The organism is Thalassospira sp. CH_XMU1420-2, assembly GCF_037029325.1.
GTDB lineage: Bacteria > Pseudomonadota > Alphaproteobacteria > Rhodospirillales > Thalassospiraceae > Thalassospira > Thalassospira povalilytica.
Window position 1 is genome coordinate 243502 of sequence record NZ_JAYMEG010000002.1, and the last position, 20592, is coordinate 264093.

A 20592-nucleotide genomic window follows, 5' to 3' on the forward strand; every position below is an offset into this window, starting at 1 on the left:
CGTTTTTCGACCGGTTTCTCGCCCCGTTAAAGCGTGCCTGCATTTATCCAACGAAACTTCAACCGGCGTCATTGCACGCCGGTTTTCTTTTGCCTTATGGCTTTGGCGTATCGGGATTTTTGGGATCGTGATCGCCTTCGTCACCGGGCATGCGAAAGATCTTTTTGCCGGCAAACTGAATGCGCGCAAAGGCATCCTCGGCCATAAAGCCCGAAACGAACGCCATGAAGGTCACCAGAAACGGGCTGATATCAATCTGTCCGGTGCCATCCGGTCCGCCCTGACTGACCATCAGCATCCCGGCCTCGGCACACAGGAAAATGGCCATGGCGGCGGCTATGCCTTCTCCGGTCATGACAAACAATCGGGCGGCGGGCAACACCCGTTCCCCCAGATGTGTCCAGCCCTGTCTTTGCACATCCGTTCGGCCCGTATTGGCAGTTAGGGCATCAGGATTACGGGCATTGGCGTCATTGATTCCATTATCCTGCCCCGCACCGAAACCGGCGGGATATGGCACAACCGGGCGGCCGAAGTTCTGCCGGGTAAAGGCCACCACCGCACCAAGCCCACCTGCGGCCACAGTGACCAGCAAGGTCAGCATGATGGTCGGAAGCTGGATCAGATAGGACAGGATACGCCCGACCGGATGTTGAAACAGCGCGACAAGCGACTGCATTTCAAGACGCAAATCATCGCCTTGATGGATGAATTGCGCCTGTGTTTCTTCAAGTTCGTTTTCCAGACTTTTGCGCAAAAGTGCCGCATGCCGGTTTTCCGAATGAATATTTGCCCATTCGACCTGTGCGCGGGCATTTTTCTCGTCATAACGGATCATCGCGGCGCGAATGGCATCGACTTGCAGATTGACCTGTTCGACAAGGGCCGGTGAGGCATCCTTGGTGAATTTCGGCTTATCAAGCAGCACATGCAAACTGGCCATCACTTCGGCGGCCTCGGCCTGGCGCGTTGTGTCGGTTGTGATTTCATCGACCAGAAAATCCGGTGGTGCCACATCCCCGCCGGATTGATCGGTACTGCCCGCACTATCAACACCACTAACGCCAGCGCCAGCACCGCCACCCGCATCAGAAGCACCAGCAGCAGCAAAAGGATTGCCGGCATTCCCGGCAATGCCGCTGCTATTGGCCCTGTTTTGCGGTGTGGGCGCCCCGTCCATGGTGACGGCCGATTTCTGGTCCGACACCAGTTGATAGGCCGAATTCATGACATCGGAAAAGACTGCGGTGAAGTCGCCATCAAAGGACGCCCGGTGTTTTGTCACGGTCGCGGCCAGTCGGGAATAGCCGTCAAAGGCTTCCCACCAGGCAAGTACAGCATCCTTTTGCATGATCAGACCGTTGCGTGTGTCCTGAAGGGCGCGGGCGTCAAGTTCGCGGATGCTTGCGCGCAATCTTGCCTGTTCCTCAAGGGCGACGGCCTCGTGATAGGCCTGAAGCACCAGCCGTTCCAGCGTCCCCGGGGACGATGCCCCCAATTCCCGGCGCAGTGCATCGCGCTGAATATCGGCGGTAAACCCGGCAAAAAGCGTGATCACAAAGCCGAAATAAAAGGCGCTGGTCAGCGCGATCAGAATGATCGATCCGGCCATTCTCCAGATATTGAAACCATCCTCTTGTGCCTGACCCATCTGTTACCTGCCATCGCTGCGAACCTTTTATCGACGGACAGGCGAAATGCTTGTGAGGGCACAAAAATCCCGTTGCAGGCTTTGCGTCCGGCAGGATTTGATCCTATTGTCAAAACCACAATCAGAAAAAGACCGGATCGACATGACCAACAATTCCCCGAACACTTGGCAGCACCTTTCTTCTGACTGGATCAACTGGGCGGACCGGCTTGCCCCGGCGGCCGAGAAAATCAACCGCCATATGATCGAGGCCGCGGATCTTGAGACCCTGGCGCGGTTGCGCGGTGATGCGCCGCTTGATGTGCTTGATCTGGCGTCCGGGGTTGGGGAACCGGCTTTTTCCTTTGCCCGAGCACTCGCGGCACCGACCGGCGAAACGACAACGGGTGGCGGGGCTGCGAATGACGCAGGACCGGCGAACAGCAACGATGTTAGCGCTAACACGCCCCACGCATCAGGGCATGTAACCGCATCCGATATCGTGCCCGAAATGTGTGACGGGCTGGCCGCGCGGGCGGCAGAAGAAGGCATCGCCAATATTTCCGTGATCCCGGCCGATATGGAAAATCTGCCATTTTCCGATCAAAGCTTTGATGTCGTGTCCTGTCGGTTTGGCGTGATGTTTTGCAATGATCCGGACCAGGCATTGCGGGAAAGCCACCGGGTTCTGCGGCCCGGCGGGCGGGCAGTTTACATGGTGTGGGCACCGATGGTTGATAACCCGCTTTTTGCCGCGATGGATGCGGTTCTGGGCAATATTCTGGGCATCGGGTTTGATCAGGCCGGGCTTGATCCGTTTTCGTTTGGCAATATCGATCAATCCATGGACCGGATGGAAACGGCGGGCTTTACCGGCATTACCGCCACCACCCACAGCCCGGCCGGACGCATCCCCGAAAAGGTCCCGTTCTGGAAACCGCAAATGGACATGCTGTTTGGCAATGTGCTGCGCGATGCATCGGATATGGATCGCGGTGCGATTGATGCGGCGATATTTGAAACACTTTCACCCTATATCGAAGACGGCCATTTTCAGGTTCCGATTTGTTTTCATGTGCTTAGCGCCAAGCGGGCCTGACAGACACCCGCCTCCCATCACATGACAAGGCCAAAATCGCAGCATTCCTGCGCCAAACGCATGGTTGCATGCGGTGATTTTTGCTTGCCTTTTGGCGGCCATCATGGCACATGCCCGCCCTGAAGCGATGATTGCTTCCCTGTCGTAGCACCAGGTTAAAAACACGAAAGACATATGATTATGAAGACGATTGTCGTCTGCTCTGGCGGGTTGGATTCCGTCACGCTGGCCTATAAGGTTGCAGCCGAGCACAATTTGCATTCCCTGATTTCGTTCGATTATGGCCAACGCCATAAAAAGGAACTCGATTTCGCTGCGCGCACTGCACGCGATCTTGGCGTCAAACATCACATTGTTGATCTGACCCCGGTTGGTGCGCTTTTGACCGGGTCGTCACTGACCAGTGATGACATCGATGTGCCCGATGGCCATTACGCCGAAGAAACCATGCGCGTCACCGTGGTGCCCAACCGCAATGCCATCATGCTGGCAGTGGCCTTTGGGGCGGCGGCCAGTGCCGGGGCCGATGCGGTTGCCGCGGCCGTTCATGGCGGGGATCATTTCATCTATCCCGATTGCCGTCCCGATTTCATCAAATCGTTCCAGGCCATGCAGGACCACGCCCTTGAAGGGGTTCGCGACGTCACGCTTTATACGCCGTTTGTCAATGTCTCGAAGGCCGATATCGCGCTTGAAGCCGGCCGGCTTGGCGTGCCGGTCGATCTGACCTGGTCATGCTACAAGGGCGGGGAAACCCATTGCGGTCGTTGCGGCACCTGTGTCGAACGGCGCGAGGCCCTTGAACTGGCCGGGGTCAAGGACCCGACCGTTTATGTCGATCGCGAATACTGGAAACAGGCCCGCGCCGATCACCGTGCGCGCCAGCTTGCCGCACATGAAACGGCATCTGCATCCAATAACGCCGCCGAATAATTCCTGAAATACAGTGATTTGACCGGGCTTGCGCCGATGGATTTCCATCCGGCTCGCACCCGGCCTGTCGCGCCATGAAAGACAGATTGATGTTCACCATCACCAAACAATTCGCCTTTTCCGCCAGCCACCAACTGGCCGGGCTGGAAGCCGATCACCCCTGTTCGCGCCTGCATGGCCATAACTATATCGTCGAGGTCGAGCTTAAAGGCGCAAACCTCGATGCCCGCGGTTTTGTGCGCGATTACCGCGAACTCAGGCCGCTTAAACGGCTGATTGATGATGAATTTGATCATCGTCACCTGAACGAGGTTCTGGGCCATGATCACCCGACCGCCGAAAAGCTTGCCCTGTTCTTTTATCAATGGGCCCATGATCGCTGGCCCGAAGTCAGCGCCGTGCGCGTTTCCGAAACACCGAAAACCTGGGCGGAATATCGTCCATGACGGTGATTGATCGCAATCTGGCAGCCATGTCGGACCCGACTGAACATCGCGGCAAAATACGCATTTCCGAGATTTTCGGCCCGACCGTTCAGGGCGAAGGCGCGCTGATCGGGGTGCCGACCGTATTTGTGCGCACCGGTGGCTGTGATTTTCGCTGTTCCTGGTGCGATACGCTTTATGCGGTTGATCCGGCCTTTCGGGCTGATTGGAAACCGATGAGTGCGACCGAGGTTCTTGAGGACGTCAAAAAACTTTCAGGTGGCAAGCCGATCCTGATCACCCTGTCGGGTGGCAACCCGGCGATCCAGCCATTGGGCGCCCTGATTGCCATGGGCAAGCAGGAAGGTTTCACCTTTGCCATCGAAACCCAGGGCAGCATCGCCAAGGACTGGTTTGCCGACCTTAATTACCTGACGATCAGCCCGAAACCGCCCAGTGCCTCAACCAGTTTTGATGCCGATGCCCTGACCGCCTGCATTGATGCCGCGCAGTCCCGCGGGATGCTCGATGGTCCGGCAATTACGTTGAAATTCCCGGTCCGTGACGAGGCCGACCTGATGTTTGCCGATTATGTGAGGAACCTTCACATTGGCATTCCGGTCTGTGTGCAGCCGGTCAACACAACCCCCGCCGAACCGCATCCGGATGGCAAAGACGGCGTTGATATCGAGGCCCTGACCGCCCGCTATCGCTGGCTGGTCGATGAAATCGCCAAACGCCAGTGGTTTGATGTCCGTGTTCTGCCGCAATGGCACGTCCATGTCTGGGGCAATCTGCGCGGAGTCTAAGCCGACAACTTGTACCGGGCGTGCTGGGCCCGCAAACGGCACAGTCCACCCGGCACGCCAAGCCCGGAATCTATCACTCGGCACTGGATACACAGACACGGCATACGGCACATGGGCCACTTGCTGAACCTCAGCAAACGATGGCCGAGGCATCAGCATCCCGCATGAGGCGTGGGTGTTGGCCGAGCGGGGCGTTGCTTGGGGCTTGTTGGGCGCAGGCCTAGCTTGGAGCTTGGGGCTTGGGCTTGGGCTTGGGCTTGGGCTTGGGCTTGGCAACACCAAAGCGCCAATTTGCGTTTTGGCAATCACCATACCATATATAATATGCAAGCCCGGTTGTGCCGTAACGGTGGGCGGGTCTTGCAGGTGCTTTATCATCAACCCGACGGTTTGAGCAGCCGGACGGTCACAGCACCCGGTTTCATTGCCGGACCCTGATCGCCCGCAAGGGGGCGCATTCACAATAAAAACCAGATCAGCCCCGCACGCGGTCATCTTCCGGATGCTCGAAGGAGCCATGATCATGAGCATTACCCGCACAACCCATCGCACGGTGACGTTCTTTCATCCGTTCCATCTGTCCTGCCATGACGGATTGCTGCCAGCGGGTGAATATGACGTCGATACACTTGAAAAGCTTGATACAGAGGCCGCAACGCGCAGCTATATCAAACTGGAATGCCATCTGCATCTTTGGTCGGATGGCGACACAAGGCGGACCGGAAAGCAGGATCAGGGCGAAAAGGTCCTGACGGTCAATCCGCGCGATCTTGAGGCGGCCCTGGCCCTTGATTCCGATCCGCTGCGCGAAGATGAACGCAACAAGATGATCAAATCATTTGGCGGATTGCCCGAAAATGACGCGGCGTAACACGCCCGCACGATGCAGCCTATCGCGCCATCGCCGTCATCACTGAAAACTGCGCCATCGCGTCCCGGCGCATCCCGGCTGATTTTTCGCAGTCATTTCTGGCCATTTCCCGAGTTTTCGGACTTTACCGGTCCCAAACCGCCCTCCCCCTAGGGCACATGAATGACCGGCACGATCCAGCCGTGATCCTGCAAAATCTTGATCCCTTCAAACACCGGTATTGCCATCAAGAACCAAAGCGCGTCGCGCGTGGTCGTTAGAAAAAGCGATGGCCGGCACACCAGATCGGCCTCGTCACGCCAGCGATGCCAGGTCGGGCGAAACCGCGGCACAAGGTTTTTATAGCGCGTGAATGCAACCCCGAACCGGGCGGCAAGATGGGCTTCTTCGCGCAGAACAACCGCCCGAAATACAAGCCAGCACAAAATCGCAAACAGCACCGCGATCACAAGGCTTCCGGTCTGAGCACCAATGCCAAACGCGCCGATGATGCTGAAAAGATATAGCGGATTGCGACATATCGAATAAGGGCCGGTTGTCACCAACTCGGTCTTTTTGCGCCCGCCAATATAAAGCGAACACCACCCCCGCCCAAAAATACAGATCGCAATGGCCGCAAGGCCGATGGCCTCGACCCCGTCATGGGCGGGACTGTCCACCGGTAGGACAGAACGGCTCAGCAACACAAGCAGCAAAAGCCCGCCAATCCCGACCCGGATCACGTTTTTGCGCCGACGCTGAAGACGTTGCAAATCGGCATCCCCGGCGGACGGGTTTGCCATTTCGCGGTGATGGGCATCGCAGCGGGCAATGCGTGGCAACGGCAATGGCGTTTGGCACGACAAGGCTTGTGCGCGCTCGTCGGTTGTGACCGAGGAAAATGATGGCGGAGAAAATGATGCCGGGGACATTTGCGGGCTCCTGTGAATTTGTGACACAGAATCCCTATCCCCTGCCCGGTCCATCTGGCGTCCGGTGCTGCGTATCCGGTCGTTCGGATGCCGTTTCGGTCGCAGGCAACGGCATTTATTGCCGATTTACCCGCCAAAACCATCGCCACCTTTTTTGGGACGGACGGCGTTACCCGGCAGTGTTTTTCAAAGCGGCATCGCGCACCGCACTTGGCGTTTCGCCGGTAAATTTCCGGAATGCCAGATTAAAGGTCGATTTGGAATTGAACCCGACGCTCAGCGCGATATCAAGGATCGTTCTTTCCGGTTCCAGCACAAGCACCGCACGGGCTTCTTCGATCCGGGTCTGATTGACGAAATCAAAGAAATTCTGCCCCAGATGCCGGTTCAGAACATAGGAAAGCTGATTGGGTGACACCCCGACCGCACGGGCAAGCTTTGGCAAGGATACCAGCGGATCAAGCAACAATTCCCGCCGTGCCCGGATATCGGCCAGTTTGGCAAGTGCCCGTTCCACCCCGTCATCATCAAGCAGCGACCGTGCGGCATCCAAAGGTGTCGGCCGGACGTCAGATGCCGTCGCACGTTCCGGGCCACCAGTCAGGCCACCATGCAGGCCAGCATCCGGGCTGTCACGCACCTCATCCCCGGCGTCATCGCCCAGATTATCATCCGGGTTTGGCGATGCGACTTGCGCCCGGCCGGTGGTTGCGGGGATTGCTGGCGTGGTTGCCCGTGCGGGTGCGGTTTTGCCTGCGTCACCATCGGGCCAGTCGGCCATGACAAACAGTGCCGGTCTGGTTGCAATCACATAGGTCATGGCAAACAGAACCAGCACAAAGGCAAGGCCGGTTCCCGTCATTGCCATCGACTCCGGAATGTAAAACGCGATGATGCGGCTCAACAGGACGGTCACGAAAATCAGGCAAACACCGCCCAGAATGACGGCAATCCAGCGCCGCATGGCCCGGCGGTCTGCGCCAAGTTGTTGCTGGGTCTGACGGAAATAGGTTTCTGACAACCGCCACAGGCGATGAATATAAAACGCCGCCTGCGCAAAAATCGCCAACCAGCACACCGCCTTGACCGTTTCAACAATCACCGACTGTTCGTTTGTTGCCGGAACCGCCCCGAAACCATCAATGGTGAACAGCCAGGCCAGCAGATTGAAAATCACCGCGGCCGGAACAAAATGCACCCACGCACGACGATCCGGCGTTCCGGACAGTTCCCGGAAATAAAGATAGATCGCCGGACCAATCACGAAATTGGATGGAAAGAAAAACAGAACAATCAGGTCCTGCACCTGATCGGATCCGAATGTGTCGCCGACATCGGCCAGAAGATTGAGCATCAGACAACACAGAAACAGCATCATCCACCGGTTGGCGGCAAGTGCGCGCACGCCTTCGGATCTGAGCAAAAGGCACAAAAACCCGCCCTGCAACAGCCCGACCACGGCAATTGTCACATCAAGATAATCCAGCACCCCGTTGCTCATGATTTGCCAACTGCACCTTGTGCTGTGTCCCCGTTGCCGGGATTGGGACCGGAACCGGGATTGGTAAGTACGGCCGCCTTTTGGGCCAGTGACGCGGCAATCTTGGTCGCGGCTGGCTGATCAGCCAGTTGATCAAGGGACTGATCCGCGGGGGGCGCAACAGCATTGTCGCGCCCAGCTTCGCGAAATGCACTTGGCGTTTCGCCGGTGATTTTCTTGAAGGCCAGATTGAAGGTCGATTTCGAATTGAACCCGACACTCAGCGCGATATCAAGAATGGTGCGATCCGGTTCGAGCAACAAAACAGACCGCGCTTCGGCGATGCGCGCCGCATTGACGAAATCAAAGAAGCTTTGCCCGATATGATGGTTCAGAACATAGGATAGCTGATTTGGGGTCACCCCGACCGCACGCGCAAGCTTTGGCAGGGAAACCAGCGGATCAAGCAATATGTCGCCGCGATTTTGAATGTCCGTTAACTGGGCAATGGCACGTGTCAGCCCCTCCTCGTCAAGAAGCGGACGCACCGGACTGGTGACCGGACTGGTGACTGGGTTTGTGACTGGGCTGGTGATCGGGTCATCGTTTTTTTGGGCTGTCTGCCCCTGCGCCGATGCAGGTGCCGATGACGATAACTGTGTCGATGCCGGAACCGGATCAGGATAGCCTGATCGCAAGAAGCGGTCCTGACGGATGATGACAGGTCCTTCATCGGCATCATCGATATCGGTATCGGATGGCCAGTCGGCCATCACAAACAGGGCCGGCCTTGTGGCAATTTCATATGTCATGGCAAACAGAACCGCGACAAAGGCCATTTCAGTGCCGAACATTTCGGTACTGCGCGGCAGATAAAGACCCACAATCTTGCCAATCGCGACCGTGACAAAAACAAGCGTCAATCCGCCAAGAATAACCCCGATCCAGCGCCGCATGAGATCACGGTCAGCCCCGAGCTGTTCCTGGGTTTGCTGGAAATAGCGGCATGCGACACGCCACAGCAGCGCAATATAAAGTGATATCTGGACAAAAATCGCCGTCCAGCAGAACACGGCAATCAGTTGCCGCACCGTATAGCCACCATCAAGGGCAATGGTCCGCCCGCCATCATGGGTGATGATCCAGGCAATCAGGTTAAACACCACCATTGGCAAAATCGCATGGATCCATGGCCGCCGCGATGGCTTGCCCGAAATTTCGCGGAAATAAAGATAGATCGCCGGGGCGATGACAAAATTGATCGGACCGAAAAACAGTTCAAGCGCCCGATCGACATCGGGGGAGACAAAATGTTCGATAACGTCTTCGATCAGGTTGCAGGCAATCGCAAAGATGAAAATCATCATCCAGCGGTTCGCCCCGAAGGCACGCGCACCTTCCGAACGCAGAATAAGACACAGGAAAACTGCCTGTATCAATCCAACGACGGCCACGGTGATACTTATATATTCCGTCCAACCGGTCATTCCGGTGTGCTCCTGATCTTTGCTGCGGTCTGCTGTTATCCGGGTTTGGCGCAAGCTTACCGCACAAACCGACTATATCGTTTCAATAGACACAATCGGACACAAAAGGCGTCCGACTATGCACAGACGGACGCATCGCACACCGCTTTGCGTCACATTCCCGAACAGACACCGACCCGACGCGGCCGGTTGATGCGCGATCCTGTTATGTAACAGATCGCCCGCACCAATCGTCCAGGTAGAGTCCGTGTCATAAAAATTTCTATCATATTCGATTGACTGTATCGAACTGATATATGATAGTCCGACATATATCGGACTGATATAACGATTTTGGCACCTTCCCCCGCCATGTCGTGATCAGTCCGGGGGAAGAAACAAGGACACAGAACAGAAGATGGACGTACGCACACTCTGTCTGGGCGCCCTGATGGGTGGCGAGGCAACGGGATATGAAATTCGCAAAATGTTCGAGGATGGCACTTTCAGCCATTTTCAAATCGCATCCCTTGGCTCGATCTATCCGGCCCTGACCAAACTGACGCAGGATGGCCTGGTTACGTTTGTCGAACATGAACAGGAAAACCGCCCGGACAAGAAGGTCTATCAACTGACCCAGGAAGGCCGCCGGACATTCCTGCGCACCCTGCTGCAAACACGCCCGGCCGAGGATCGTTATCGTTCGGACATTCTGTTCATGCTGACCTTTGCCGAAGAAATGCCGATCGAATTGACCGAAGCCCTGATTGATGAATTTGCCGCCCGTCATGAATTGATGAGCCACCAGATCGATCCGGATAACGAAGACAAGCAAGGAAGCCCGTCAACCTATGGCCGTGATGAAAATGGCAATCCCAAACCGGGATGCTGTTTTGTTGCCGGACTGGGACAGGCAATGTGCGACGCGACGTTGAAATTCATCCGGGAAAACAAACAGGGCCTGCTTGATGAATTGCGAAACTTCAAGGCGCGGAAACCCTGATCGCCATATGTGATCGGGAAACAGCCCGACCTGCTGCGAATTGACGCAAAAAGACGTGCCTGCCAAGTGCCAAGGACGCATTCCGTCACCGGAATATTTGAGGGAACAAGAACATGAACGCTTCACGCCTGATCGCAATTTTACTGGTCTTGGGGACCGTTATTTGGATCGGCAGCGCCTATCTCGGTGAAGATTCCGCAGAGGCCGCAAACCCGTCCGAACAACACGCGACCGAGGAAACCGCCAAACCGCGCGCCTCTGTCCGCACCATTACCAGCAAGGCGGTCGATCATGTCGATTATCTGCGCATTTCCGGGCGGACCGAAGCGGTCATTTCCGTTGATATCCGCGCAGAAACCGAAGCCCGCGTGATCGAAATCGGCGCCACCAAAGGCCAGGCTGTCAAAAAGGGTGACCTGATTGCCAAACTTGCCGTTGATGACCGGCTGGCACGGGTCGAAAAGGCGCGCGCCCTTGTCGCCCAGCGCGAACTTGAACACTCGGCGGCCAAAAGTCTGGCCGAAAAGAACTATCGCTCCAAAACCGGTGTTGCCCAGACTTTGGCATTGCTTGAAGAAGCCAAGGCCGATCTGACCATTGCACGGACCGAGTTGAACAATACCGAAATCCGTGCGCCATTTGACGGTATCGTCGAAACGCGCCCGGCCGAGGTCGGCGACCTTTTGTCGATTGGCGATGCGGTTGCGACCCTGATCCAGACGGACCCGATGCTGGTGGTTGCACAGGTTCCCGAACATTCGATCGGCGCCATCGAACTGGGCCAGCTTGCCAGTGTGACGCTTTATGACGGCACTCGTCATGATGGCATTGTGCGCTATACCGCGCGGGTTTCTGACAACAATACCCGCACATTCCGGGTCGAAGTCGAAATCGACAATCGCGATCAGCATATCCCTGACGGCATGACGGCCGAGCTGCAAATCCCGGTCGGCACCAAGCGCGCCCATCAGGTTTTGCCATCGGTTCTGACCCTTAATGATGCCGGTGAACTTGGTGTCCGGGCCGTGACCGACGGCAACAAGGTCGTTTTCCTGCCCGCAGAATTGCAGGGCGGATCGCGTGACCGCGTCTGGATCGGCGGCCTGCCCCAGGAGTTCGAGCTGATCGTGGTTGGCCATGACTGGGTCAAGGAAGGTGCGATTGTCGATGTTGTGCATCTGGAAACCGATGAAAACGGTCTTCCGATTGCACCGGCACCGGCGGCGGCATCCGCGACCGGCAATGCCGATACCGCCACGACACTTTCGGAACGGACCGCGCAATAAGCGCGTGCATGAGGAGATAGAAAATGTCCCTGATTGATCACGCGTTAAACAGGTCGCGAACCGTCATCCTTGTTCTGATCCTGCTGCTGGCGGCGGGCTGGGTTGGCTATAACACCATCCCGAAAGAAGCCGATCCGGACGTCCAGATCCCGGTTCTTTATGTCACCATGCATCATGACGGTGTTTCGCCCGAAGATGCCGAACGGCTGTTGCTGCGCCCGATGGAGCAGGAATTGCGTTCGATCGAAGGTGTCAAGGAAATGAGTTCCCAGTCCTATCAGGACGGGGCATCGGTGACGCTTGAATTCTATTCCGATGTTGAAATCGACGAGGCATTGGCAGATGTCCGTGAACGGGTCGATATCGCCAAATCCGAACTGCCCGAAGATACCGACGATCCCGAAGTTCACGAAGTAAACCTGTCGCTGTTCCCGGTTCTGGTCGTGACCCTTTCGGGGGATGTGCCCGAACGTGCGCTTCTGCGCATGGCCCGTGACCTTAAGGATTCAATCGAAGGCATCCCGGCGGTTCTCGAAGCCAATCTTGCCGGGGACCGCGAAGAACTGGTCGAATTTGTCATCGACCCGATGAAGGTCGAGGCCTATCGCCTGAACGGCATCGATATCGTATCGCTGGTGCGCAATTCCAACGCGCTTGTCGCCGCCGGGGCGGTCGATACCGGCACCGGACGGTTCAACATCAAGGTGCCCGGCCTGTTTGAAAGCGTGTCCGACATTCTTGACATGCCGCTGATTGTTGACGGGGATTCCGTCATCCGGTTCCGCGATATCGGCGATGTGCGCCGAACCTTCAAGGATGCCGAAAGCTTTGCCCGTCTGAATGGCGAACCGGCAATCGCGATCGAGGTTTCCAAACGTGTCGGTGAAAACATCATCGAGGTCATCGATGCGATCAAGGCCACCACGGCCGAGGCACAGCAAGCCTTTCCGCCCAACCTGACGGTCAGCTATTCACAGGACAAGTCATCTGACATCCGCACCATGCTGACCGATCTTCAGAACAGTGTGATCCTGGCGATCCTGCTGGTGATGGTGGTGGTGATCTGGTCGCTGGGCTGGCGGTCGGGACTTCTGGTCGGGCTGGCCATTCCGGGGTCGTTCCTGACAGCGATCCTGATCCTTTGGGCGCTAGGCATGACGGTCAATATCGTCGTTCTGTTCAGTCTGATCCTTGCGGTCGGGATGCTGGTGGATGGCGCCATTGTTGTCACCGAATATGCCGATCGCAAAATGATCGACGGCCTGCATCGCAAGGAAGCCTATCCGCTTGCGGCAAAACGCATGGCATTGCCGATCATTGCATCGACCGCCACCACGCTTGCGGCCTTCCTGCCGCTGGCATTCTGGCCCGATATCGTCGGCGAATTCATGAAATTCCTGCCGATTACGGTTCTGTTTACCCTGTCGGCATCGCTTGTCATGGCGCTGATCTTTGTCCCGACGGTCGGGGCATGGTTTGGCAAACCGGGCAGTGAAAGCAATGAAAGCCTTGAAGCCATTGCCGCTGACCATGCCGATGATATTCACAAGGTCAAGGGCGGCACCGGGCTTTATGTCCGGATGCTCAGGACGTCACTTCGCTTCTATTGGCTGGTGGTGCCTGCGGCCTTTGTCATTCTGATTGTGGTCTGGGGTGCGTTTGGCGTGCTGGGCAAGGGTGTTGAATTCTTCCCGGCGGTTGAACCGGAAGTCGCCGTTGTCCAGGTCCGTGCGCGCGGCAACCTGTCCTATTATGAACAGGATGCGTTGCTCAAGGAAGTCGAGGACCGCATTCTTGACCTTGATGCCCGTCACGAAGGCGAACACTGGTTTGATACGGTCTATGCCCGGTCGGGCAAGAATGCCGGAGGCAATGAGGCGTCCGAAGATGTGATCGGTGTCGTGCAGCTTGAATATGCCGACTGGCAGAACCGCCCCAAGGCAACCGAGATCGAAAAACGCATTCTGGCCGAAACGGCCGATCTTGCCGGGATCCATGTCGAAGTCCGCGCCCAGGAAGCAGGTCCGCCCCAGGGCAAGGACATCCAGATACAGCTGCGTTCCTTCTATCCCGAACTTCTGGATGAAACCGCGACCATGCTGGTCAACGGTTTGCAGGAAATGGGCGGCATGTATAACTTCGAAGACGGCAAATCGCCCCCGGGCATTGACTGGGAATATACGGTTGACCGTGCCCAGGCGCTTAAATTCGGGGCCGATATCAACCAGATCGGCAATGTCGTCAAACTGGTGACCAACGGCATCAATTTCTCGACCTATCGTCCGGATGATTCAACCGAGGAAATCGATATTGTCGGGCGCTATCCCGCACAGTACCGATCGCTTGATGAACTTGAAAACCTTCAGATCGTGACCGACAAGGGTTTGGTGCCGCTGTCGAACTTCATCACACGTACTCCCAAACCCAAAACCGGGACCCTGACCCGTGTGGACAGCCGCCGTGCATTGACCGTCAAGGCCGATGTTCAGGACGGGGTGCTGGTTGATACCAAACTGGGCGAGGTCAAGGAATGGATGAAGACGCTTGATATCGATCCGCGGATTTCGGTCGAATTCAAGGGACAGGACGAAGAACAGAAAAAGTCTGCGGACTTCCTGATGAATGCCTTTACGGTCGCGCTGTTCATCATGTTCATCATTCTGGTAACGCAGTTCAACAGCATCTCGAGCTCGCTTCTGATCATGATCGCAATCATCATGTCGACGGCGGGTGTGTTCCTGGGGCTTATGATCACCGGGCAGGCCTTCTCGATCGTGATGAACGGGATTGGCGTCGTCGCACTGGCCGGGATTGTTGTGAACAATAATATCGTTCTGATCGATACCTTTGACCGGCTTAAACACACCGCCGGAAGCATCGAGGCCGCCATCCTGCAAACCGGTGCACAGCGTTTGCGCCCGGTGATGCTGACCACGGTGACCACCATTCTTGGTCTGGTGCCGATGGTGCTTCAGATCAATATCGACTTTGCCGCCCGGGATGTTTCAATCGGCGCACCGTCGACCCAGTGGTGGGTACAGCTTTCGACCTCGATCGCTTTCGGTCTGGCCTTTGCCACGGCCCTGACCCTGATCTTTACGCCCTGCGCATTGATGATGCGTCACAAGCTTGGCGGCAAGTTCCGCCATCTTGGCCCGTGGGTGAAATCGGTCAGTGCGACCTGGCTTGGTCGTGGTCCCAAAAATCAGTCCGGCCCGACGGCCTGATCCGCATAGCCGCGCGACTTTTTCCCCCGACCCCGCCGCGCGGTTACACCGGCCCCCTTCCCCGGGGGCCGGTGATTTATTTTGGTGATTTATTTTGGTGAATTATTTTCCGGCCAAGAAAACACGGACCCTAACCATTTACCTTCAAGACAATATATCGAAATATACGTATAAACGAATTCACATGCGCAATCAGCGTTCTGCCTTCGACAAAAGGCGTAGACAGGCCGTTGTTGCAATGCAATGCCGGGCAAAGCTAATACACACTTTGCTAAGGAAGTTGCGTGTATCGTTAAACAAAATACAAAAAAGAATTCGTAATCGGGAACAGGGGATTGCAATGGCGAGGGGTAAACTCGGCCCGACCAGCTTGTGCCTGCTGGCTGGGGCATGGCTGTGCATATTGCTGGCATCCGGTGATGTTCGGGCGCAAAACAGTCCGACATTCACATGGGCTGTGCCGCCCTTTGCCCCGGCCTTTATCACAGATCAGGACGAACTGACCGGATACGCCGCCGATACCCAGAACTGGTTTGCCCAGCGTCTTCCGCACTATCACCACGAAATCCTGCAAGTACCACTTGCCCGGTTGTTGGCCGAAATGAAAAGCGGCGATGGCGAATTGCGCTGTTCGGCGACCCTGATCCCCACCCCGGAACGCCGCGAATATATTACCTTTGCCAAGACGATCCTTTTGCATCTGCCGATTTCGGTTGTCATCCGGGTCGAAGACCAGGACCTGTTCGCGCCCTATCTTGATGATGCCGGCCATGTCGAACTGTCGCGTCTTGTATCGGATCAGCATCTTACGACGGCTATCCGCATCGGCCGGGCCTATGGCACGCAGGTCGACAAACAATTGATGGCCCATCGCAATGATGTCCATGTCATGCAGGTCGCCGATGACACCAAATTCCTGCGCATGCTTGAACTTCATCGCATTGACTGGACGCTGTATTTCCCGTCCGAGGCCGAATTTTACCGCCGCGACCAGACCCCGGACCTAAAAATCAAGGCACTTCCGATTGCCGGCAGCACCACCTTGCTCGAAGCGACCATCGGCTGTGCCAACACCCCGGCCGGACGCAAAGCCATTGCCGAAATCAACAGGATTGTCGATGACCACCCGTCCATGCCCTGGACCGATTTCTATGCCGAATGGCTAAGCCCGCAGGACCGCGACTGGTTCAAGGCCGCACGCGACCAGTTCATCAATCCCAACCAGTTCGAAGCCCGGCTGCAATATCATCACCGGCCGGAAAAATAGAATTTTACCAATAAATATTTGCATTTAGCGCCCCGAATTCCCTTATAAGTAAGCAGTTGAATTTCCTGCTTGAACGGGGAGAAATGATAATGCGCCCCATCGGGAACCGTCATGTGCGCCGGGTTGCGCGATCCAGTTTTGCTGTGCTGTTTTTGGCAATCTGCCTGACCTTGGTCGGGGCGGGGATGCCCGCCCATGCCCAGACCAAACAACCCGTCACCTGGGCGCTGACACCCCTGCCGCCCGCGATGCTTGAAAAGGACGGGGCGATTGTCGGTTACGGGGTGGACATTCTGGACTGGTTTGCCGCCCGCCTTCCCGACTATCAGCATCAAAAGGAAATCATTCCCCTGCCCCGGCTGGTCAAAACCATTACCGGGCCGGGCACCTATTGCAATATCGGCATGAACCCGACCGAAGAACGCAAAAAGTTCCTGCATTTCAGCGAAGCGGTGCTCCCACACCTTCCCGTCAGTCTGATCACAAACCCGCACCGCGAAGAACAGATCAAGCCGTTTCTCAGTCCGGATGGGGAAATCGATCTTGAACGCATGATCACGTTTGGCAAGCTTAATGGTGCCTTGCGCTCGCAGCGTTCCTACGGGGCAACGATTGACGCAATCCTGCGGCGAAACATCAACAATCCGGGCCTAAGCTTTATTGGCAATGACGCCAATTTCTTGCAGCTTATTGCGCTTGGCCGGCTGGACTGGACGCTGTATCTGCCCGCCGAAGCAGAATATTACCGCCGCACCAAACTGCCCGGTGAAATCTTTTCAAGCCGGCATATCGCGGGCAATGACCATCTGATACCGGCATCGATTGCATGCAGCAAAACCGTGGTCGGCGATGCAATCGTTGCCGCGATCAATACCCTGGTCAAAGACAATCCCGACATGCCCTGGACCCGGTTTTATGCCTCGTCCCTGTCCGAACAGGACCAGATCCGCTATCAGCAGAAACTGCGCAACTATCAGCGTGCACCCGGTTCAAGCCTCTCACAGGTGATTGATCAGTAAGGCGGATGACGCCTTTGCGTCCCGATACGTATTCCGCCTTACCACACAGTTTCCACAGCCGTCACAAACGAAAAAAGCCGACAAAACTGTCGGCTTTTTGCGGATCAATTCGGATCAGTTCTGATGGACGCGATTAAGTCCCTCATCGGGGTCGTCATCGGGTTCGCCATCGTCATCTTCTTCGTCCGGGGTATCCTGTTCCTGCTGATGTTCGACACCCATGCGACGATAGGAACGATAGGATAGCGGGAAGGTGATGAAATAGATCGCGGCAATCGCCGAAAGCGTCAGCCACGGCGAGGACACCAGAAACGCCACCGACGCCCCGAAGGCCAGCATCAATGGCAACACCCATGCGCGCGGGACCTTGACCTTCTTGAAGCTGAAGGTCGGCAGGCGCGATACCATCAGACCGGCAATCAGAACACCATAAGGTGCAACGATATAGGGGCTGTCAAAGATGCCTTCGCCAAACTGGAAGGTCAGGACAATCGGCCACATGGCAAGGGCGGCTGCCGCCGGGGCCGGAACCCCGGTAAAGAAGCGATAAGCCCATGTCGGCAGTTCCGGTTCACCCAGCATCTGGGTGTTAAACCGTGCCAGACGCAGCATCATGCAAACCGCAAACAGCAGCGACAAAGCCCAGCCGATGCCACCGAATTCATGGAGCGACCAGAAATAAAGCATCATCGCCGGTGCGACGCCAAAGCAGACAAAATCCGACAGACTGTCGAGTTCGCCGCCAAAGCGGCTTGACGCGTTAAGCATCCGGGCCAGACGGCCATCAAGGCCGTCAATGATCCCGGCAATCAGAATGGCGGCAACCGCGGCTTCCCACCGATCCTGCATCGCAAAGCGGATCGAGGTCAAACCGGCACACATACCCATGATCGTCGCCACATTGGGCACCAGCCGCGTAAGCGACATCGCCTTGAAACGACGCGGACGACGGGTCGGTTCGATGCCGCCAGCCATTAGCGGATCTCCCCGACGGCGGCTTCCTTGCCCTTGACCGAAACATCGGCAAGAACAGTTTCACCGGCAATCGTGGTCTGACCGACAATCACGTTCGGCGACACACCTTCGGGCAGATAGACATCAACGCGCGACCCGAAACGGATCAGGCCGAAACGCTCACCAGCCTTAAGCTGCGATCCGGTACCGACATCACACAGAATACGACGCGCGACCAGACCGGCGATCTGGACAACACCGAATTCGCGGCCTTCCTTGTCACGGACAAGCAGGATCTGGCGTTCGTTGTTTTCCGATGCCTTGTCGAGTTCGGCATTGACGAATTTGCCCGGAACATAGGCCTCGCCAACGACTTCGCCATTCACCGGGCAACGGTTCACATGGACATTGAAAACGTTCATGAAGATCGAAACGCGGGTGCGCGGGGTCTTGTCGTCAAGTTCCAGTTCCTTGGGCAACGGCGCCTGCGAAATCATGCAGACACGCCCGTCGGCCGGCGAAATCACCAGATTTTCATCGGTCGGGGTGATGCGGTCCGGATCACGGAAGAAATAGGCACACCACAGCGTCAGGATCACGCCGATCCAGCCCAATGGTTCCGCAATCAGGAACAAGCCCACAGTAATTGCCGCGAAAATCGCAACGAATTTCCAGCCTTCAGGATTGATCGGTACAAGAACGGATTTCAAAGTCTTAATTCCCTGGTTGCCATGGATCGGGCATATCAAATCGATACCATCGGTATCATGCGGGCGCGTTCTTAGCATCTAGTGATGACAAAGGGCAACGCAACCCGACAAAACTGTTCGCCAAAAAATCGAAAGGCGCAAAACACACTTATCATGTGTTTTGCGCCTCGAAAAGAAAAGCGATGCTTACTGAGCTTTTTCTTCGTTGGGCAGGGCGAAAATCTGGCCCGGATAGATCAGGTCAGGATCGCGGATCTGCTTGCGGTTCTGGTGATAGATCACCCAGTATTTCAAACCGTCACCATAGGTGCGCCGTGCAATGCGCCACAGGCTGTTGCCCGGCTGAACGACATAGCGTGACCCCGGCTCAAGAATTTCATCAGGGCGGGCACGTTCAAACGGAATTTCAACACGCGCTGTCACCTTGCCGGTATCATCAAGCTGATCGGCACGCATGGTGTAATTGCCCGGTTCGATCGGCTCGCCAATGGTCAGCGCCCAGTTGCCGTTTTCATCGGCGGGGGCGGTCCCGACATGCTGGTTATCAAGATAGACCTGAACGCTGTGGTTCATGTCAGCCTTGCCCGACATGGCAACACGGCCTTGTTCGTCATAATCGACAACATCGATCGACAGGCGCGGCATGCCCGGTTCGTCAGTGCCGACATCTTCGCTTTTGGCATCGACCGGTTCTTCAAGCTTGGCCGGACCCTGAAGTACGGTTGCGGCACCGTCGCCTTCGGATGGAACCTTAAGGGCGATGATCGGTGCGCTTTCTTCCTTGGTTTCCGCCGTTTCAGCGTTACCTTCCGATCCGCCGTCCGCCGTTGCAGCATCGGGTTTGGCATCGGGGATCAGCACCACGACCTTGTCGTCGGCCTTGGCAACCGTGCCGCTAGCATCTTCGGATTCAAGGGAAAGTTCGCGGTCGCCACTTGCCAGCGGCTTGCCCGGCAGCACGACCCATTCGCCACGCTCGTCAGCTGTTGCTTCGCCGATGACTTCTTCGCCTTCGCGGATGCGGACCTTGCTGTTGGGGGCGGCACGACCGGCGATCACGGCATTGCCGTCCGGACCGATGCGCACAACATCAAAACTTGGATTGGTGATTTCCGGTGCCGAAGATTCCGGCGATGCTGCCGGTTCCGGAGCCTTGACCTCAGAGGTATCTGTGGTCGTAACCGCGGGCGCCTGTGTGACCGGCGCAGTGTCTTCATCTGCACTTTGGGTCAACATGTAATTCAGCGCAATCGCCGCAATGATCAGTACAACGCCGACAATGACGAGGATATAGGGTCGTTTCACCGGAAATATCCTTGAACGATGTTTATGTTATCAGGGTTTTACCCCCATGGTCGCGGCCAAATCGTTGGAATTGCTTGCCATATTCCCCTCAAACAACCCCTTTGGACGCGTTAATTAGAAACTTGTACTACTTTCAGATCACAGTTTCCATAACGTAACGAACAAACGATATCGCGCAACCGTTAGGTAAAGATGAA

Annotated in this window: 17 protein-coding genes; 10 read left to right on the forward strand and 7 right to left on the reverse strand. The window is 56.4% G+C overall.

What is annotated here, in order from left to right:
- Positions 1 to 94: 94 nt before the first annotated feature.
- Positions 95 to 1651 carry a hypothetical protein gene (locus WA429_RS05815; protein WP_287465680.1) on the reverse strand — a complete coding sequence of 519 codons (1557 nt, stop codon included), beginning with the start codon at positions 1649 to 1651 and terminating at the stop codon, positions 95 to 97.
- A 142-nt stretch (positions 1652 to 1793) separates the two neighbouring features.
- Between WA429_RS05815 and WA429_RS05820 the strand changes: the two genes are divergently transcribed.
- The 5 genes from WA429_RS05820 to WA429_RS05840 all read left to right on the forward strand — a co-directional run bounded on the left by WA429_RS05820 (position 1794) and on the right by WA429_RS05840 (position 5767).
- Positions 1794 to 2729 carry a class I SAM-dependent methyltransferase gene (locus WA429_RS05820; protein ID WP_287465679.1) on the forward strand — a complete coding sequence of 312 codons (936 nt, stop codon included), beginning with the start codon at positions 1794 to 1796 and terminating at the stop codon, positions 2727 to 2729.
- 180 nt (positions 2730 to 2909) lie between these two features.
- Positions 2910 to 3662, forward strand: a complete 753-nt coding sequence (queC, locus tag WA429_RS05825) for a 7-cyano-7-deazaguanine synthase QueC (RefSeq protein ID WP_068517649.1) — start codon at positions 2910 to 2912, stop codon at positions 3660 to 3662.
- 89 nt (positions 3663 to 3751) lie between these two features.
- Positions 3752 to 4108: a 6-carboxytetrahydropterin synthase QueD gene (gene queD, locus WA429_RS05830; RefSeq protein ID WP_287465678.1), complete on the forward strand. Its 357-nt coding sequence runs from the start codon at positions 3752 to 3754 to the stop codon at positions 4106 to 4108.
- On the forward strand, positions 4105 to 4896 hold the full coding sequence (gene queE / locus WA429_RS05835) for a 7-carboxy-7-deazaguanine synthase QueE (RefSeq protein WP_287465677.1): 792 nt from the start codon (positions 4105 to 4107) through the stop codon (positions 4894 to 4896). Before queD ends, queE begins: the two co-directional genes overlap by 4 nt.
- Positions 4897 to 5419: 523 nt before the next feature.
- Positions 5420 to 5767: a hypothetical protein gene (locus tag WA429_RS05840; RefSeq protein WP_068517535.1), complete on the forward strand. Its 348-nt coding sequence runs from the start codon at positions 5420 to 5422 to the stop codon at positions 5765 to 5767.
- A gap of 149 nt (positions 5768 to 5916) precedes the next feature.
- Here the strand turns inward: WA429_RS05840 and WA429_RS05845 are convergent, their stop codons facing one another.
- The 3 genes from WA429_RS05845 to WA429_RS05855 all read right to left on the reverse strand — a co-directional run bounded on the left by WA429_RS05845 (position 5917) and on the right by WA429_RS05855 (position 9645).
- A complete protein-coding gene (locus tag WA429_RS05845; protein ID WP_287465676.1) occupies positions 5917 to 6678 on the reverse strand; it encodes a methyltransferase family protein in 762 nt (253 codons plus the stop codon).
- A gap of 169 nt (positions 6679 to 6847) precedes the next feature.
- Positions 6848 to 8179 (reverse strand): helix-turn-helix domain-containing protein, encoded by a 1332-nt coding sequence (locus WA429_RS05850; RefSeq protein WP_287465674.1) that lies wholly within the window; start codon positions 8177 to 8179, stop codon positions 6848 to 6850.
- Positions 8176 to 9645, reverse strand: coding sequence for a helix-turn-helix domain-containing protein (locus WA429_RS05855; RefSeq protein WP_287465673.1), 1470 nt, complete (start codon positions 9643 to 9645; stop codon positions 8176 to 8178). The genes WA429_RS05850 and WA429_RS05855 overlap by 4 nt, the downstream gene beginning before the upstream one ends.
- Positions 9646 to 10042: 397 nt before the next feature.
- On the opposite strand from WA429_RS05855, the gene WA429_RS05860 reads away from it, so the two are divergent.
- From WA429_RS05860 to WA429_RS05880, 5 genes are all read left to right on the forward strand, one after another.
- Positions 10043 to 10627: a PadR family transcriptional regulator gene (locus WA429_RS05860; RefSeq protein WP_068517533.1), complete on the forward strand. Its 585-nt coding sequence runs from the start codon at positions 10043 to 10045 to the stop codon at positions 10625 to 10627.
- 113 nt (positions 10628 to 10740) lie between these two features.
- The gene (locus tag WA429_RS05865; protein WP_101247510.1) at positions 10741 to 11913 is read left to right on the forward strand and encodes an efflux RND transporter periplasmic adaptor subunit; all 1173 of its coding nucleotides are present in this window, start codon (positions 10741 to 10743) and stop codon (positions 11911 to 11913) included.
- A gap of 23 nt (positions 11914 to 11936) precedes the next feature.
- Positions 11937 to 15140, forward strand: coding sequence for an efflux RND transporter permease subunit (locus tag WA429_RS05870; protein WP_101247511.1), 3204 nt, complete (start codon positions 11937 to 11939; stop codon positions 15138 to 15140).
- A 340-nt stretch (positions 15141 to 15480) separates the two neighbouring features.
- Positions 15481 to 16407, forward strand: coding sequence for a TIGR02285 family protein (locus WA429_RS05875; protein ID WP_287465672.1), 927 nt, complete (start codon positions 15481 to 15483; stop codon positions 16405 to 16407).
- A gap of 89 nt (positions 16408 to 16496) precedes the next feature.
- Entirely contained in the window at positions 16497 to 17426 is a 930-nt protein-coding gene (locus WA429_RS05880; protein ID WP_287465670.1) for a hypothetical protein, read from the forward strand.
- Positions 17427 to 17540: 114 nt separating this feature from the next.
- Here WA429_RS05880 and pssA read toward each other — a convergent pair whose 3' ends face one another.
- The 3 genes from pssA to WA429_RS05895 form a co-directional block, all read right to left on the reverse strand.
- Positions 17541 to 18401 (reverse strand): CDP-diacylglycerol--serine O-phosphatidyltransferase, encoded by an 861-nt coding sequence (pssA, locus tag WA429_RS05885; RefSeq protein WP_068517528.1) that lies wholly within the window; start codon positions 18399 to 18401, stop codon positions 17541 to 17543.
- The gene (locus WA429_RS05890; protein WP_068517643.1) at positions 18401 to 19099 is read right to left on the reverse strand and encodes a phosphatidylserine decarboxylase; all 699 of its coding nucleotides are present in this window, start codon (positions 19097 to 19099) and stop codon (positions 18401 to 18403) included. The genes pssA and WA429_RS05890 overlap by 1 nt, the downstream gene beginning before the upstream one ends.
- A gap of 177 nt (positions 19100 to 19276) precedes the next feature.
- Positions 19277 to 20395: an Ig-like domain-containing protein gene (locus tag WA429_RS05895; RefSeq protein ID WP_206927958.1), complete on the reverse strand. Its 1119-nt coding sequence runs from the start codon at positions 20393 to 20395 to the stop codon at positions 19277 to 19279.
- Positions 20396 to 20592: the final 197 nt, after the last annotated feature.